We start from the raw sequence: 15,785 nt of genomic DNA on the forward strand, positions 1-15,785 counted from the left end.
CGGCCCGCCCGAGCCCCGAACGACCATCCCCGCACGGCCTGTTGACGCACCGACTCAGCCCGGACCACCGACGGGCCGCCCGGTGCGCCGGCTGGCTGCTCGCGGCCGGGTGGGCGGGCGCCTTCCCGCTGGTCTCCGCACTGGGGCCGCACCGGCTCTGGGGCCTGTGCGCCGCCGCCGGCTACCTGGCGGCGGCCGCCGCCGTGCCGGCCATGCCGGGGCGGCGCGGACGGGCGGTCTCCGTCGTCCTCGCGCTCGCCGGGGCCGTCGTCCTGCCGCTGCTCGCCCTGGTCGTGACCGGGCAGGGGCAGAGCGAGGTCGGCGTGATCGAGCGCTCGGGCGCACAGCTGCTCCAGCACGGCACGCCCTACCTGGCCGAGCCGCGCACGGTGCAGGAGTACACGCCGTACCTGTCCGGCATGGCCCTGTTCGGGCTGCCGCGCGCCCTGCTCGGGACGGACGGGTGGGCGGTGCGGCTGCTCGGCGACGCCCGGCTGTGGTGCGCGGCGGCCTTCCTCGGCTGCCTGCTGCCGACGGCCCGGCGACGGCCCGCGCTCGCCGCGCTGATCGCCTCGCCGCTGGTCGCGCTGCCGCTCTGCGTCAGCGGGGTGGACCTGCCGCTGACCGGCCTCTGCTGCCTGGCGCTCGCCCTCGCCGCACCGGCCGGGGGCCGTCTGCCGGCCGCCGCGAAGGGCGCGCGGCCGACCGCCGCCGGGCTGGCGCTGGCCGCCGCCTGCGCGCTCAAGTGGACGGCCTGGCCGGCCGTCGCGGTGGTGTCCGCCCTGCTCGCGGCGACCGCGGGCCGGCGGGCGGCGGTGCGCTGCGCCGCGGCGGCCCTGGCGGGCACGGCCGCGCTGGTCCTGCCGGGGGCGCTGCGTTCACCCGGGCCGCTGCTGGAGCAGGTGTTCGCCTTCCCCACCGGGCGCGGCGGGCTGCCGACCCCGGCCGGCAGCCCGCTGCCCGGACGGCTGCTCGCCCAGGCCGGCCCGGGCGGCTGGTACCTCGCCGTCGCCCTGCTGCTGCTCGCCGGGCTCGCCGTGGCCGCGTCCCTGCTGCTGCGCCCGCCGCGGGACGCCGTCGCCGCCGCCGACCGGCTCGCGCTCGGCCTCTGCCTGGCCTTCCTGCTGGCGCCCGCCGGGCGGTTCGGCTACCTCGCGCTGCCGCTCGTGCTGGTCCTGTACGCCCGGGCCCGCCACCCCGGCCCTGCCGAACAGCCCGTCCACGCAGTCCGCTCCACCGCCCCCGTCCACGCCACCGAACCGCGAACCGAGGCTGAACCGACCCCATGGCCACCACGCTCGTCATCACCAACGACTTCCCGCCCCGCCAGGGCGGCATAGAGACCTTCGTCCACGCCCTGGCCACCCGCCTCCCCGCGGACGAGGTCGTCGTCTACACCTCGGCCGAGCCCGGCGCGGCCGGCCACGACGCGGGGCTGCCGTTCCCGGTGGTCCGCGACCCGGCCCGGATGCTGCTGCCCACCGGCCGGGTCACCCGGCGGGCCGCCGAGATCGCCCGCGCGCACGGCTGCGACCGGGTCTGGTTCGGCGCCGCCGCACCGCTCGCCGCGATGGCGCCCGGGCTGCGCCGGCAGAGCGGCGGCGCGATCCGGCGGATGGTCGCCACCACCCACGGCCACGAGATCTGGTGGGCCCGCACCCCCGGGGCCCGCCGGCTGCTGCGGCGGATCGGCGACGGCGTCGACGTGGTCACCTACCTCGGCGGCTACACCCGCGACCGGATCGCCCCGGCGCTCGGGCCGCTGGCCCGGCTGGAGCGGCTGGTCCCGGGCGTGGACACCGACCGCTTCCACCCCCTGGCGGAGCCGGCCCCGCCGGAGACGGCCGGGCACGGCGGACCGGTGGTCCTGTGCGTCGCCCGGCTCGTCCCCCGCAAGGGCCAGGACACCCTGATCCGCGCCCTGCCGCTGATCCGGCGGGCCGTCCCGCAGGCCGTCCTGGTGCTGGTCGGCCAGGGCCCGGACGAGCGGCGGCTGCGCGCCCTGGCCCGGCGTCACACCGAGCCCGGCTCGGTGGTGTTCGCCGGCGGCCGGGAGCACGACCGGACCCCCGCGTTCTACGCGGCCGCGGACGTCTTCGCGATGCCCTGCCGGACGAGGAGGGCGGGCCTGGAGGCGGAGGGCCTGGGCATCGTCTTCCTGGAGGCCGCGGCCGCCGGTCTGCCGGTCGTCGTCGGCGACTCCGGCGGCGCGCCCGACACCGTCCTCGACGGTGTGACCGGCTCGGTCGTCGACGGCCGCGACCATGCGGCCGTCGCGGCGGCGCTCACCCGGATCCTGCGCGACCCCGGGCGGGCCGCGATGGGCGCGGCCGGGCGGCGCCGGGTGGCACGGGAGTGGTCCTGGGAGGAGTCCGCCCGCCGCCTGGCCGAGCTGCTCGACCCGGCGCAGGCGCCCGCCGCGCACCGCTGAGCCCGGACGGGACCAAGGCGCTACTCGCCCCGCAGATGGGCCAGGACCGCCAGCACCCGGCGGTTGCCCTCGGTCGGGTCGAGGTCCAGCTTCATGAAGATGTTCCCGCAGTGCTTGACCACCGAGGCCTCGGTGATGGTCAGCCGCTGGGCGAGGGCCTGGTTGTTCAGCCCCTCCGCCATCAGCCCGAGCACCTCCCGCTCGCGCGGGGTGAGCCTGCTCAGCGGCCGGTCGCCGGACTGCTGGCGGAGCAGCACCCGGACCACCTCGGGGTCGATCACCGTCTCGCCCGCCGCCACCCGGCGCAGCGCGTCCAGGAAGTCGGCCACGTCACCGACCCGGTCCTTGAGCAGGTAGCCGAGCCCGGCGGGCTGGGCCCCGGCCGCGCCGAGCAGCCGGGTGGCGTACGGGGTCGCCACGTACTGGGAGAGCACCAGCACCGGCAGGCCCCGGTGCCGCTCGCGCAGGTCGAGGGCGGCCCGCAGGCCCTCGTCGTGGTAGTCGGGCGGCATCCGGACGTCGGTGATCACGGCGTCGGGCCGGTCGGCGTCCACCGCGGCGGCCAGCCCGGCCGCGTCGCCGACGGCGGCGATCACCCGGTGCCCGCCGCGGGTGAGCAGTTCGACCAGCCCGGCGCGGAGCAGTACGGCGTCCTCGGCGATCACGATCCGGAGCACGGCACCTCCACCCGGAGCCTGGTCGGCCCGCCGATCGGACTGGTCACCATGAGCCTGCCTCTCAGAATCGCCACCCGGTCGGCCAGCCCCTGCAGTCCGGCCCCGGCGGCCGGGTCGGCCCCGCCGCGGCCGTCGTCCGTCACCTGGACGACCAGTCGGCCGTGCTCGACCCGGCCCAGCACGGAGATCGCGCTCGCGCCGCTGTGCTTGGCCGCGTTGGTGAGCGCCTCGGTGACGGTGAAGTACGCCGTCGTCTCGACCAGGCCCGGCAACCGGGCCGGCAGGTCGATGTCGACCTCCACCGGGACGGGGTGGCGCAGCGCGACCTCGGCCACCGCGGCGGCCAGCCCGTGGTCGGTGAGCACCTGCGGGTGGATGCCCCGGACCAGGCTGCGCAGCTGCTCCAGCGCCTGCCGGGCCTCACCGCGGGCCCGGGCGACCAGCTCGGCCGCCGGGCCGGCCGGTTCGGCGGCGCGCAGCTCGTACTCGGCCAGGCCCAACGTCATGCTGAGTGCGACGAGCTGCTGTTGGGCGCCGTCGTGCAGGTCGCGTTCGATCCGGCGCCGCTCGGCCTCGAAGGCGTCGGCCAGCCGGGCCCGGGAGCGGGTGAGTTCGACGACCTGGCGGCCGAGGTCCTCGTCCCGGGGGCCGAGCAGGAACCGGGCGAGCCGGACGTGGGCGGTGGTGAGCAGCGCGCCCGCGTAGCCGCAGAGCAGCAGGCCGGCCAGGCCGACGGCGGTCGCGGGCAGCGCCTCGACCGGTCCGGGGGTGGCCCGGCCGGGGATCAGCATCACCGTCTCGGGGGCGAGGGCCCAGACCACGACCGGGCTGGTGACCAGGGCGGCCGAGCCCGCCAGCAGGACGGTGAAGCCGAGGTCGGCGGCGCCGAGTACCGGTCCGAGGAGGGCGGTGTAGCCGAGTGCGCGCCAGGTCGCCCGCTCCCGCAGCCGGGTGCGCAGCCAGGCCCGGCGGCCGGCGCCGGGCAGCGGGCGGTGCGGGTCGGCCACCGGCACCGGCTCGACCAGGCGCAGGCGGCGGCGTTCCAGGGCGCCGACCGGGAGGCCGGACAGCGCGACGGCCGGCAGTACCAGCAGGCCGAGGCCGAGCACCGACAGGCCGAGGCCCGCCAGCAGCAGGACGGCCAGCAGCGCCCACAGCAGCGGGCCGAGTACCGCGCCGCCGACCAGGTAGCCCCAGCAGCGCAGCGCGCGGAGGGTGAACGGGAACCGCCGGGGGTGGGCGCACAGCTGCGCCCAGACGGTCACCGGTTGCTGTTCCTCGCTCACCCCGTCACTCTAACCGCCCAGCTGACGGCCCCTCCGGCGGCCGGAGCCCGCCGCTCTCAGCCGCGCTGGGGCACGGCCCGGGAGCGCAGCTTGACCCCGTCCAGCACCACGCCCACCACGCTGTGCGCGGGGACGGCGCCCCAGAGCCGGGAGTCGGTGCTGAACGCCGGGTTGTCGCCGATCAGGACCACCCGGCCGCCGGGGACGGCGGGGTCGGGGACGGCGGCGCGGACCGACTCCGGCACGGGATCCCCGGGCAGCGCGGCGAGGCGCTTCACCAGCAGACGGTGCCGGCGGGGGCCGGAGGGGTCGGCCTGGTCGGCGGCGTCGGCCGGGAGGTCGAGGGCCTCGCGGGAGACCACCACGATCCGGCCCGGCCTCAGCCGGGCGAACCGCCGGCTCAGGACCAGCACCCGCTGGCCGGGCCGGAGCGTGGGGGCCATACTCCACCCCGCGACCACGATGACCGACAGCACGGACCGGGCCAGGACGGCGGCGGCCACCAGCAGTACGGCCAGGGCGCCGCCGACGGCGAGGAGCAGCTGCATGACGGAACTCCCTCTGTTACCTCTGGTGGAGCGGGGTTACCACTGGTGGACCGGCTGGCCGGGCACCGGGCCGAGGCCGGGTGCCGCGTCCTGGTAGCCCGAGGCCTGGAGCGTGAACAGCTCCGCGTAGCGCCCGCCGAGCGCCATCAGCCGCTCGTGGCTGCCCTCCTCGATGACCTGTCCGCCGCCGAGGACGACGATCCGGTCGGCGTCGCGGACGGCGGCCAGCCGGTGGGAGATGACCACACTGGTCGCCCCCCGGCGCAGTTCGCGCAGGCTGTCGTGGACCTCCTGCTCGGCGGCCGCGTCCAGTCCGGCGCTGGGCTCGTCGAGGATCATCAGGTCCGCGTCGGCCCGCATGAACGCCCTTGCCACGGCCAGCCGTTGCCATTCGCCACCGGAGAGCGAGTGGCCCCAGCCGGTGCCCGCGCCCTCCGGCATGAAGATCCGGCTGAGCAGTGCGTCGTAGCCGCCGTCCAGTCGGCCGATCCGCTCGTGCACGCCGGCCGCGCGGGCGGCCGCGGTGAGCCGCTCGGCGTCCTGGAGGTGGGCGAGCCGGCCGAGGCCGATGTTCTCGCCCGCGGTGAGGTCGTAGCGGCAGTAGTCCTGGAAGACCACGCCGATCCGCTCCCGGTACGCCTCGGGGGTGAACTCCCGGATGTCGACGCCGTCCCAGAGGATGCGGCCGCGCCCGGGGTCGTAGAGCCGGCAGAGCAGCTTGACCAGGGTGCTCTTGCCGGCGCCGTTGAGGCCGACCAGGGCGGTGACCGAGCCGGCCGGGATGGTCAGGTCGACGCCGCGCAGCGTCCACGGCGCGTCCTCGTGGTAGCGGAACCAGACGTCCTGGAACTCGATCGTCCCGCCGAGCGGCCCCGGGGTCAGCGGCACCGCGGGCAGGACGAGGTCCGGTTCGGCGTTGCTCAGCGCGCGGTAGTGGGCGAAGGTGATGGCCGCCTGGTAGGCGGACGAGCCGGTGCTCGCGAGCTGGCCCACCCCGGCCTGGATGCCGGCCACGGCCGCCAGGCAGACCGACACCTGGCCGATCGACAGTTCGCCGTGCCGGGCGGCCTGGACGGCCCAGACCAGGCCGAGCCCGTACACGGCGACGCCGAGCAGCGAGGCGGGCAGCCGCCAGGAGAGGTTCCGCCGGTCGGTCCGGTTCTCGGCCGCGGCGACGGCGACGAGTTCGGTACGGGCCCGCTGCTTGATGAAGTCCTGGAGGCCGAAGAGCCGGATCTCCTTCACCGCGTCCACGTCCGCGACCAGGCTGCCGTAGAACATCTGCCGGCGGTTGCGCGGCATGGTCTCGCGCAGGACGGCCGCGCGCCGCCGACCGGCGGCCAGCTGCACCCGGACCAGCGGCAGCGTCAGCAGCAGGGTGAGCCCTCCGAGCAGCGGGTTGACGACGAACAGGGTGACGAGGAAGCCGCCGACCGTCAGCAGCGCCTGCAGGCTGCTGAACGCCGAGCCGACCAGCAGGTCGGGGGCGATGCCGCCGGCCTGCTGGGCGAGCCGCAGCTCGTCCTGGAAGCGCGGGTCCTCGAAGTTGCGCAGGCCGGGCAGGCGGTTGACGGCGTCGAACAGCTCCTCCTGCACGCGCAGCCGGATGGCCCGGCTGCTGCGGGCCCGGGCGTACTCGCCGAGCGAGGGGGTGAGCGCCAGGCCGAGGCTCGCCGCGATCAGCAGGACGCAGGTGCCGACCGGCGCGCCGGCCGGGGCTCCCCCGACTCCCGCCAGGCCGTCGAACAGGTCGCTGACCAGCAGTGCGGTACCGGCCGGCAGCAGGCCGACGACCAGGCTGCAGAGCAGCGACAGCACCAGGGCGGACGGGCCCGCCCGCCAGGCGAGCGCGCAGGCCGCGAGGCCGGAGCTCAGCGCCAGGCGGCCCTCGGCCGGGGTGGCGGGCCGGTGGCGGGCCGGTCCGTCGCCGGGGGCGGGAGCGGGAGCGGGGCCCGGGCCTGCGGCCTTGGCGCCGGCCGGAGGGGTGGTCGGGGGGCTGGTCATCGGGCCGGTCACAGCGTGGCGGGCGCGATGGTGAGGTCGCCGGAGGTGAGGCGGTTGGTGATCCGGCTCTCGGCGTCGATGTCCACGTAGCTGGGCCAGCGGACGATGCCGAACGCCTCCGCCACGGACCCCTCGCCGGCGCCGGCGGGCTCGACCACCACCCGGGCGACCGGTTCGAGCAGCTCGACGAGCTTGTCGCCGACCGCGCCGCTCCCCTTGACCACGGCCAGCACCTGGTCCCGCCCGCCGGGGTACCCGGCTACGGCCTTGACGAAGTCCGGGGCCTGCTCCAGGCACGGCCCGCAGCTCGTCGAGAAGAATCCGACTACTGCCCGGTCACCGGTCAGGTCATTTCCGGATACCGGACCGTCCGATATCGAGACGGCCTGGAACCGGGGCATCAGGGCGCCGTCCGGCAGCTTGTTCTCCGGAATCGAGACGCCCGTCAGAATACCCCCGGAGGAACCGTGTGAATTCCCGTGCGAGTTTCCGTGGGAATTCCCGTGGGACATCAGGGTTATTTTCTTCGCAAGCGCCAGGGTGAGTACCAGATTGACTACCGAGAGACAGCCGACGAGAATGACGGAGATCGTGGTCATGGGAATCTTTGCCTCGTTCCAGCACGCGGCCGTACAAAACGGCAGGAGGGTGGTCGGGAGGATCCGCCGGGAATGGGTCAGCGGGCGGTCGAGAAGAGTTCGACCAGCGTGTCGGTGGCGATGATCAGGATGCTGGCGAAGGCCGCGACGAGCAGGGCGAGCGCCACTCCGGCGACCGCGAGGCCGTCCGGACCGGTGGCGGCGCTCGCCGTCAGACCGGCCCCGGCGATGGCGAGCAGGACCAGGTTGCGCACCACATGGGCCCGGTTCACGGGCACACCGGACGCCCCGAAGCAGGAGCAGGAGACGTCCAGTCCGCGCCGGAGCACCGAGACCAGCACCGCCGCGAACAGCGCGATCAGCCCGCCCGCCAGGGCAAACGCCCAGGTCGCAATGGGTTTGGGCGCCCAGATCAGGAGGCCGAGCCCCAGCTCGGCGACCGGTACCGCGACGACGGTCACGCCGGTCAGCCGGTCGGGGACGACGGCCATCGCGCGCAGCGCGGACGCGAAGTCGCGCGGCGCGCGGAACTTGGCCAGGGCGGAGACGGCGAACACCGCCGCGAGCACGCAGCGGGCGCCGAGCAACAGGTATGCGGTCATGGCTCCCCCGTCACCGGCGCCCCCGCCCTGGTCGGGCGGGGGCGCCGGCGGACTTGTTTATCAGCTTGCCGGTTCCGTCAGGACGAAGGTTTCGTCAGGACGGGATTCAGCAGGCGTTGGTGATCGCGTAGACGTCACACGACGGGGCGACGGCGCAGTTCCAGGAGCAGCACGTGCGAACGAAGAGCGTGCTGCCCGAGCACCACGAGCTGGTGCCGGCCGGGCACGCGCACTGCGCGTCCGCGGCCTCTTCCTTGAGCCCACGCGAGAAGGTGGCGTCAACCAGGTTGAGAATTGCCTTGACCATTTGTTCCTCCACACTGCGGCAGGGGGGTACTAGCGGCTGTTCAGTTACTGACGAGATCTCGCGTTCGGAAACGTATACGACACATGAACAGCTTGTCTAGACCAACTTCGACCGCCATCGACATCTGGACTCCGGGCCGTGAATTCGGAATCGGATTCTCCGATTCCGAATTCACCGGCGGGCGGCCGCGGCAGCGGCGGACGGCAGCCCCGGACGCTCAGCCCCGCAGGGTCGCGGCGGCCTTGTAGGTGCGCAGGACCGGGGCGGTCTCGATGCGGGTGATGGCGTCCAGGGCGACCCGTCGGGTCAGGTAGTGGTGCAGGGCCTCCGCATCGCGGCACAGGGCGTGGGCGACCAGGTTGGTGGGGCCGGTGGTGGCGGCGACGACGGCGAGCTCCTCGTGCCCGGCCAGCTCGGTGGCGACCTCGTCGAGGCGGCTGGGGGCGACCTGCATCCACAGCAGCGCGGACACGGTGGCGCCGAGGACGGCCGGTTCGATGTCGACGTCGAAGAACAGCGCGCCGCGCGAGCGCAGATCGGTCAGCCGCCGGGTGACCGTGGCGGGCGTGGAGCCGGTCGCGGCGGCCAGCTCCGCGTAGCTGGTCCGGGCGTCCTCGCGCAGCACGGCCAGCAGGCGGAGATCGGCGTCGGTGAGCGTGTACGGGTCCTCGCCCTCGGCCCCGGATCCGACCGGCACGTCGTGGGCGCGCAGCCGGGCCTCCTGCTCGGGTGTGAGCACACCGATCCGGCCGCGCCACACGGTGGGCCCGCCGAGGTAGGTGTGCAGCAGGTAGTGCGCGGAGACCGCGGTGATGCCGGCGGTCCGCGGGATGTCGCGCAGCAGCAGGGAGTGGGCGTCCGGACCGCTGGGCGCGGTGTGGATGATCGCGACGATCTCGGTGCCGCCGGAGGTCAGCCGGACCCACGAGGTGTCGGGCCGACGGGCCAGCGCGACCGCGATGTCGTGGGCGGTCCGGGTGGCGGCGGTCAGCCGGACGAACCACTGGTGTGTGCGGGCGCTGCGCGGGCTCGGCAGCGCGACCACCCGTAGGCCGCCCTCGGCGTGCAGGCGGCGGTAGCGGCGCACCACGGTCTGGGTCGAGGAGCCGAGGACGTCGGCGATGAGGGTGAACGGGGCGCGCGCGTCCACGTGGAGGGCGTGGATCAGGCCGCGGTCGAGGTCGTCCGGTTCGATCATATTCCTCAAAATAGCCGCCCCGGCTGGATGAAATCCTCGATCCGGCGGCCGGGAGTGGAACCGGCCGACCGGGCGGGGCCAGGGTGGTGGCCAGCCGGGACCGGCCGCCGCGGACACCCGGCCGGCCGCGGCTCCGAAGATCCGCACAGCGCATCCCGCCCACCCACCGGGGGACCTCATGGCCGAGCACTCCACCGCGCCCGCCGGCACCGCCGACGGCACGGCCAACACCCGCGACGACAGCACCGCCCACGACGCCCCGCCCGCCTACCGCTGGCGGTGGACCGCCCTGATCGCGCTGCTCACCGCCGAGGCCATGAACCTTCTCGACGCCACCATCGTCCAGGTCGCCGGGCCCGTCATCCACGCCGACCTCGGCGGCGCCGCCGCCACGATCCCCTGGTACAGCGCCGCCTACACCCTCACCTTCGCCCTGGGCCTGCTCACCGCCGCCCGCCTCGGCGACATCGCCGGCCGCCGCCGCGTCTTCCGGATCGGCGTCACCGCGTTCGCCCTCACCTCGCTGGCCTGCGCGCTCGCCCCCGACGCCGCCGTCCTCATCGGCATGCGCGCGGTGCAGGGCGCCGCCGCGGCCCTGATCATCCCGCAGACCTTCGGGCTGATCCGCACCATGTTCCACGGCGACGAACTCCCCAGGGCCCTGGGCACCATCGGCCCGGTGATGGGCCTGTCCGCGGTCCTCGGCCCCGCCCTGGGCGGCCTGCTCACCCACGCCGACCTGTTCGGCACCTCCTGGCGGGCGGTGTTCCTGGTCAACCTGCCGCTCGCGGCCGCCGTCCTGGCCATCGCCCCGCGGCTGCGCGAGGACCGCGCACCGGTCCGCCCCCGCCTCGATCCGGTCGGCACCGCACTGGCGATGGCCGGCACCGCGCTGCTGGTGTGCCCGCTCGCCGCGGGCACCGGCGCGCCGGACGACAGCGCCTGGGCCGCCGCCGGGTTCGGCGCGCTCGTCCTGGCCGCCTTCGCCGCCCACCAGCGGCGTGCGGCCGCGGCCGGCCGTACGCCGCTGGTCGAGCCGTCCCTGCTGCGCGGCCGCGTCTTTCCCGCCGCGCTGGCCACCTCCACCCTGTTCTTCGCCGTCATGAACGGCGTCATGATCACCGTGGTGCTGCACCTGGAACTCGGCCTGCGCACCGGCCCGCTCACCGCCGGACTCACCCTGCTGCCGTGGTCCGCCGGCCTGGCCGTCGCCTCCTGGGCGGCCGGCAGCCGTCTCGTCCCCCGCTACGGCGCCCGCGTCCTGCACGCCGGAGTCGCCACCCTCGCCGCCGGCCTGCTGGCCGCGGTCCTCGCCTACCGGGCCGCGCCCGCCGGCCACTACCCGGTCGGCCTGCCGTTCGCCCTCGCCCTGGCCGGCCTCGGCGTGGGCCTGTTCACCCCGCCGTTCTTCACCGCCGCGCTGCGCCGCGTCTCCCCGCAGGAGACCGGCTCGGCGGCGGGGCTCCTCAACGCCGTCCAGCAACTCGGCGGCACGCTGGGCGTCGCCCTCGTCGGCGGCGTCTACCTGGCCGACGACGGCTCCGGACAGGCCGCCGGGCTCGGCGCCCAGCACGCGCTGGGGGCGGCCGGGGTGCTGCTCGCGGCGGCCGCGGCGGCGGCCTGGGCGATGACCGGCCGCGGCGGCGGCGCGGCGCAGGGCGCGAGTGGCGCGCACTGATACCGCACGGGCCGGAGGTCCGTGCCGACCAAGGCTTGACCATCCCAGGGTTGACGGCGTTTCCAGACAGGTCTATACCAGTGGAGGCCGCCCGCAACTTCGCCCTGCCGTGCGGCTGTTGAGCCCGCTGCGCCGCCCCCACCTTGGCGCGGACGGGCCTTCCCCTGCCGTTTCCTGGAGAGGTTCCGATGGAACGCGCCCTTCCCCCACAGCACTCCACCGTCCACCCGCACCGCAGACGCCACCGGACCACCGCGGCCGTGGCCGGGGTGCTCGGCCTGCTGGCCGGCGGCCTCGCGGCCCTGGCCGGAACCGGCTCCGCCAACGCCGCCGCCGAGACCGCCAACGCCGGTCTGGGCAGCAACTGGTACGCCTCGGCGCCGTACCTGATGCCCGAGGACAACAGCCCGCCGGACGCGGCCGCGGTGATGGACGCCACCGGGCAGAAGGCCTTCCAGCTGGCCTTCATCCTGGACAAGGGCGGCTGTACGCCGGCCTGGGGCGGCACCTCCTCGATCGACACCGACACCGTCATGCCGGCCGTCATCCAGACCATCCGGGCCAAGGGCGGCGACGTCTCGGTCTCGGTCGGCGGCTACGGCGGCAACAAGCTCGGCCAGGGTTGCGGCACCCCGGAGGCCACCGCCGCCGGGTACCAGAAGGTCATCACCAGGTACCAGCTGAAGGCGATCGACTTCGACCTGGAGGAGCCGGAGTACGAGAACACGGCCGCCATCCACAACGAGATCGGCGCCGCCCGCATCCTCCAGCAGAACAACCCGGGCCTGTACGTCTCGATCACCACCGCCGGCACGGGCGCGGGCACCGGCTGGTTCGGCCAGCAGATGCTCAACGAGGCCAAGTCGCAGGGCTTCACGCCCGACAACTACTCGATCATGCCCTTCGACGGCGGCTTCAACGGCGCCACCGCGCAGACCGACGCGCTGGTCGCGTTCAACCGGATCCTGCAGACCACCTTCGGCTGGAGCGAGGCCAACGCCTACGCGCACGAGGGCGTCTCGCTGATGAACGGGCGCACCGACGCGGCCGAGTACTTCCGCCAGGCGGACTTCCAGACCGTGCTGGACTTCGCCACCGCGCACAAGCTGGCCCGGTACACCTACTGGTCGGTCAACCGGGACCGGCAGTGCCCGGGGACGGTCGACCCCGGCCTGTCCGGCTCGTGCTCCAGCGTGGCCCAGAACGACTGGGACTTCACCAAGTTCACCGTGAAGTTCGCGGGCGCCACCCCGCCCACCACGCCGCCCACGACCCCGCCCACCACGCCGCCGACCAGCCCCCCGCCGGGCGTCTGCAGCGACCCGGCGTGGAACGCCACCACCACCTACACCAGCGGCAACAAGGTCTCCTACAGCGGCCACAAGTACCACGCCAAGTGGTGGACCCTGAACGAGAACCCGTCCGCGAGCGGCCAGTGGGGCGTCTGGTCCGACGACGGCCCCTGCTGATCCCGCGCACGGCGCGGGGTGGGCCCACCGCAACCGGCGGGCCCACCCCTGGTCCGGCCCCCGCGCGGGGGCCGGCCCTACTGCTCCAGCCGGCCGCGCAGGTCGGCCAGGATCTCCGCCGCCTCGGCCAGGCCCGCCCTGCGGCAGCGCTCGATCGCCGTGGTGAGCCTCGCCCGGGCGGCGGCGGTGCGGCCGAGGTCGGTGCCCTCGATCAGCGCGGCCAGCCGGACCGCCTCGGCCCGCGGCGTCTCCGCCGGAGCGCCGCCCGCCTCGTGCTCGGTGATCGCCCGCTCAGCCGAGGCCAGCGCCTCCTCGTGGCGGCCGGCCACCGCGTAGACGCGGGCCCGCTCGTAGTGGGCGGCGCCGCGCAGGTACCAGTCGGTGTACCCGTCGTCGCCGCTCTCCTCGGCGCGCTGCCGCACGGCGTCCGCCTCGGCCAGCCGGGCGAGCGCCGACTCCAGCCCGTCCGGGCCCTCGGCCCGCATCGTCAGCCGGGCGAACTCCCGCAGCATGGCCGCGATCTGGTCCGTCCGGGCGGCCTCGGCGTGCGCGGCGAGGGCCCGCTCGCGGGCCGCGTGGGCGGCCTCCCAGAGCTCCGCGTTGGCCAGCGCGATGACCGCCTCGGAGGCGACCATGGTGTGGGTGTTCCGGTCGCCCTCCCAGCCGCCCACGAGGTCGGCGAGCCGGAGGTACTCCTCCGCCGAGTCCCGGTACTCCTCCAGCTCGAACAGCCCGCGGGCGAGGTCCAGCCGGGCCTGCGCCAGCATCCGCTCGTCCGTCTCCGGGCCAGCGTCCAGCAGCACCGACTCCAGGACGGCCACCGCGTCGGCCGGCCGGCCGCCGTCCCGCAGCAGGTCGGCCAGCTGCAGCCGGACCTGGGCCGCGTCCCCCGCGCCCGCCGCGCCCTTGCGGTCGAACCGCGCCGCGGCCTCGGAGAGCGCCCGGACGGCCGCGGCGGTGTCCCCGAGGTGCGCGGACGCGTGGCCGAGCATCATGTACGTCGGACCGAACGGGTAGGAGCCGTCCGCCCACTGGACGGCCTCGGCGAGCGCCCGGTGGAGCACCGTGACCGCCTCGGCCGCCTCGCCCGACTGGAGCAGCACCTGCCCGAGCAGGCCGAGCACCCGCGGGGTGTGCCAGGGCAGCCCCGCCTCGTCCAGCAGCTCCAGGGTCTGCTTCAGCTGCGCCGACGCCTCCGCGAGGCGCCCCTGCCGGGCGGCCGCGTCGGCCGCGTACTGGCGGGCGGTCGCGCTGCGCCGGGCCGCGCCGTGCGCGACGCTCTCCTCGTCGTAGCGCGCCACCGCGGCCTCGAACCGCCGGACCAGCTCGGCCGGCGGATCCGGCAGGGCGTGCACCAGGTCGAAGTGCGCGGAGAAGGCCAGGGCCTGGAGGACGACCAGCCGGTCGTCCGGATCGATCGCCCCCGCGGCCGCCAGCTCGGCGGAGCGGCGCAGCGCGTCGTCCAGGGCGGGCCAGTCCGTCGTCACCCCGTCGACGTCGCCGAGCTCCACGACCAGCGCGCGGGTGCGCAGCGCCAGCGCCCGGCCGGGCATCCCCTCCTGCTCGAACAGGTCTGCGGCGTGCAGGAGTTCGGCCTTGCCCCCGGTCCAGTCGTCCCGGTCGAGGGCCTCCGTCGCCCGCTGTTCGGCGATCTCGGCCCGCAGCCGCCCGGCGGTGCCGGCCGCGGTGCCCTCCCGGTGGACGTAGCCGTCCGCCTCGAAGCGCTCGGTGACGGTCCGCCAGAGCCGGTCGGCGTCGGGGTGGGCGACGGTGTCCAGCTCGCGGGCGCGGGCGACCAGGTCGGCGAAGTCCTCCGGCGCCGTCTCGACCGCGCGGCGCGGCGCGGGCGGTGCGCTCTCCACCAACTGCGCTGCGGCGGCCCGGACGCCGAGGGCGAGCGGCTCGGCGAGCAGCGGCCGCCGGGCGAGGCGCTCGCGGCGCCCCTCGCCGATCCGGCCGGTGCCGTTGCGGGCGTCGAAGCGGGCGGCCAGTTCGTCCGCCTCGGTGCGGACGAGGGCCAGCAGGGTGTCCACCGTCCAGGCGCCCCCGGGCGGGCCGCTGACGGTCAGCCCGCCGTGGCCGCGCTCGGCGAGCAGGGCGACCAGCACCTCGACGCCGGTGAGGAAGCCGAGCCGGCCCAGCGGGTCGCCGGTGGCGGTGAACAGGTCGCGGTTCTCGGAGAGGATCTCCAGGCCGCGCGGCTCGTTGCCGGAGAGCGCGCAGAACTCCAGGTGCAGGCCGATCACCCGGGCCATCCCGGCCTTGCCGCGGGCGAACCGGTAGCCGACCAGGTGGCTGGAGCGGGCCTCGTCCAACCGGCCCAGGCGCAGCATCGGGAGCAGTGCGTAGGCGTGGCTGAGGTAGGGCTCCTCGGCGCAGGTGCTCTCGCCGTCCAGCACCGGCCGCCAGGCCTCCAGCGCGCGCCGGTCGTCGCCGGCGCGCACGTGGTGGACGGCCTGGGAGCGGATCTCGCAGGCGGCGCAGTCGCTCAGCGCGGTCCGCGGCCGGGCGGCCCACAGGTCGAAGGCGTCCGCCTCGCCGACGCCGGTGTGCGCGGCCAGGTGGTAGCGCTGGGCGTAGTAGGGCTGGAGGCCGTGGCCGGCGGCGCGGTAGCGGTCGCGCATCTCGGTGTGCCAGCGGCGGATCCCGTCGAGCGGGACGTCGGGGGTGGCGACCAGTGAGGAGGCGACCCACTTGAAGCGCCAGAAGACCTGCTGGCCGGCCCACTCGCCGAAGGCGTCGGGTTCGCGCTCCCAGAGCTTGAGCACCCGGGCGAAGACCACCGGGGACTTGGTCCGCTCGCCGTCGTACTGGTAGGCCTCCATCAGCTCCAGCAGTGCCAGCGCCCTGGTCGCGGTGTCGTCGAACTGCTCGGCGGCGTCGACGAGTTCCTCGGCGGTGACGGTCCGCTGGCGGCCGTAGGGGCGGGTGTCGTTCTCCCGCAGGGCCGCCATCACGGCCTCGGTGGTGTCCAGTCGGTCCATCG

The 15,785-nt window shown here is 75.6% G+C and carries 13 protein-coding genes; 4 read left to right on the top strand and 9 right to left on the bottom strand.

The features are described from left to right. Window positions 1–41: 41 nt before the first annotated feature. A complete protein-coding gene (locus ACIGZJ_RS06190) occupies window positions 42–1,340 on the top strand; it encodes a hypothetical protein (protein WP_396456177.1) in 1,299 nt (432 codons plus the stop codon). Continuing rightward, window positions 1,286–2,431 carry a glycosyltransferase family 4 protein gene (locus tag ACIGZJ_RS06195; RefSeq protein ID WP_396456178.1) on the top strand — a complete coding sequence of 382 codons (1,146 nt, stop codon included), beginning with the start codon at window positions 1,286–1,288 and terminating at the stop codon, window positions 2,429–2,431. The genes ACIGZJ_RS06190 and ACIGZJ_RS06195 overlap by 55 nt, the downstream gene beginning before the upstream one ends. Window positions 2,432–2,451: 20 nt before the next feature. Here ACIGZJ_RS06195 and ACIGZJ_RS06200 read toward each other — a convergent pair whose 3' ends face one another. The 8 genes from ACIGZJ_RS06200 to ACIGZJ_RS06235 form a co-directional block, all read right to left on the bottom strand. Further along, window positions 2,452–3,108 carry a response regulator gene (locus ACIGZJ_RS06200; RefSeq protein WP_396456179.1) on the bottom strand — a complete coding sequence of 219 codons (657 nt, stop codon included), beginning with the start codon at window positions 3,106–3,108 and terminating at the stop codon, window positions 2,452–2,454. Then, window positions 3,093–4,394, bottom strand: coding sequence for a sensor histidine kinase (locus ACIGZJ_RS06205; protein ID WP_396456180.1), 1,302 nt, complete (start codon window positions 4,392–4,394; stop codon window positions 3,093–3,095). The genes ACIGZJ_RS06200 and ACIGZJ_RS06205 overlap by 16 nt, the downstream gene beginning before the upstream one ends. Window positions 4,395–4,450: 56 nt before the next feature. Next, window positions 4,451–4,942, bottom strand: a complete 492-nt coding sequence (locus tag ACIGZJ_RS06210) for a S26 family signal peptidase (protein ID WP_396456181.1) — start codon at window positions 4,940–4,942, stop codon at window positions 4,451–4,453. Between the two features lie 36 nt (window positions 4,943–4,978). Further along, window positions 4,979–6,946: an ABC transporter ATP-binding protein gene (locus ACIGZJ_RS06215; RefSeq protein ID WP_396456182.1), complete on the bottom strand. Its 1,968-nt coding sequence runs from the start codon at window positions 6,944–6,946 to the stop codon at window positions 4,979–4,981. 8 nt (window positions 6,947–6,954) lie between these two features. Continuing rightward, window positions 6,955–7,545, bottom strand: a complete 591-nt coding sequence (locus ACIGZJ_RS06220) for a TlpA disulfide reductase family protein (protein ID WP_396456183.1) — start codon at window positions 7,543–7,545, stop codon at window positions 6,955–6,957. Between the two features lie 77 nt (window positions 7,546–7,622). After that, window positions 7,623–8,147 (bottom strand): MauE/DoxX family redox-associated membrane protein, encoded by a 525-nt coding sequence (locus tag ACIGZJ_RS06225; protein ID WP_396456184.1) that lies wholly within the window; start codon window positions 8,145–8,147, stop codon window positions 7,623–7,625. Window positions 8,148–8,253: 106 nt separating this feature from the next. Further along, window positions 8,254–8,454 (bottom strand): hypothetical protein, encoded by a 201-nt coding sequence (locus ACIGZJ_RS06230; protein ID WP_396456185.1) that lies wholly within the window; start codon window positions 8,452–8,454, stop codon window positions 8,254–8,256. A 217-nt stretch (window positions 8,455–8,671) separates the two neighbouring features. Then, window positions 8,672–9,652, bottom strand: a complete 981-nt coding sequence (locus tag ACIGZJ_RS06235; RefSeq protein ID WP_396456186.1) for an Lrp/AsnC family transcriptional regulator — start codon at window positions 9,650–9,652, stop codon at window positions 8,672–8,674. A gap of 178 nt (window positions 9,653–9,830) precedes the next feature. Here ACIGZJ_RS06235 and ACIGZJ_RS06240 point away from each other — a divergent pair, with 178 nt between their 5' ends. After that, on the top strand, window positions 9,831–11,330 hold the full coding sequence (locus ACIGZJ_RS06240; protein ID WP_396456187.1) for an MFS transporter: 1,500 nt from the start codon (window positions 9,831–9,833) through the stop codon (window positions 11,328–11,330). A gap of 188 nt (window positions 11,331–11,518) precedes the next feature. After that, entirely contained in the window at window positions 11,519–12,799 is a 1,281-nt protein-coding gene (locus tag ACIGZJ_RS06245) for a carbohydrate-binding protein (RefSeq protein WP_396456188.1), read from the top strand. A gap of 77 nt (window positions 12,800–12,876) precedes the next feature. On the opposite strand, the gene ACIGZJ_RS06250 is transcribed toward ACIGZJ_RS06245, so the two are convergent. Next, a complete protein-coding gene (locus ACIGZJ_RS06250; protein ID WP_396456189.1) occupies window positions 12,877–15,783 on the bottom strand; it encodes a hypothetical protein in 2,907 nt (968 codons plus the stop codon). Window positions 15,784–15,785: the final 2 nt, after the last annotated feature.

Source organism: Kitasatospora sp. NPDC052868 (genome assembly GCF_044547105.1).
Lineage (GTDB): Bacteria > Actinomycetota > Actinomycetes > Streptomycetales > Streptomycetaceae > Kitasatospora.

What these genes read in the sequence shown, in the direction of transcription:
- ACIGZJ_RS06195 (WP_396456178.1), top strand. Translation starts at nt 1,286, where the DNA reads ATGGCCACCACGCTCGTCATCACCAACGACTTCCCGCCCCGCCAGGGC.
- ACIGZJ_RS06210 (WP_396456181.1), bottom strand. Translation starts at nt 4,942, where the DNA reads ATGCAGCTGCTCCTCGCCGTCGGCGGCGCCCTGGCCGTACTGCTGGTG.
- ACIGZJ_RS06215 (WP_396456182.1), bottom strand. Translation starts at nt 6,946, where the DNA reads ATGACCAGCCCCCCGACCACCCCTCCGGCCGGCGCCAAGGCCGCAGGC.
- ACIGZJ_RS06220 (WP_396456183.1), bottom strand. Translation starts at nt 7,545, where the DNA reads ATGACCACGATCTCCGTCATTCTCGTCGGCTGTCTCTCGGTAGTCAAT.
- ACIGZJ_RS06225 (WP_396456184.1), bottom strand. Translation starts at nt 8,147, where the DNA reads ATGACCGCATACCTGTTGCTCGGCGCCCGCTGCGTGCTCGCGGCGGTG.
- ACIGZJ_RS06230 (WP_396456185.1), bottom strand. Translation starts at nt 8,454, where the DNA reads ATGGTCAAGGCAATTCTCAACCTGGTTGACGCCACCTTCTCGCGTGGG.
- ACIGZJ_RS06235 (WP_396456186.1), bottom strand. Translation starts at nt 9,652, where the DNA reads ATGATCGAACCGGACGACCTCGACCGCGGCCTGATCCACGCCCTCCAC.
- ACIGZJ_RS06240 (WP_396456187.1), top strand. Translation starts at nt 9,831, where the DNA reads ATGGCCGAGCACTCCACCGCGCCCGCCGGCACCGCCGACGGCACGGCC.
- ACIGZJ_RS06245 (WP_396456188.1), top strand. Translation starts at nt 11,519, where the DNA reads ATGGAACGCGCCCTTCCCCCACAGCACTCCACCGTCCACCCGCACCGC.
- ACIGZJ_RS06250 (WP_396456189.1), bottom strand. Translation starts at nt 15,783, where the DNA reads ATGGACCGACTGGACACCACCGAGGCCGTGATGGCGGCCCTGCGGGAG.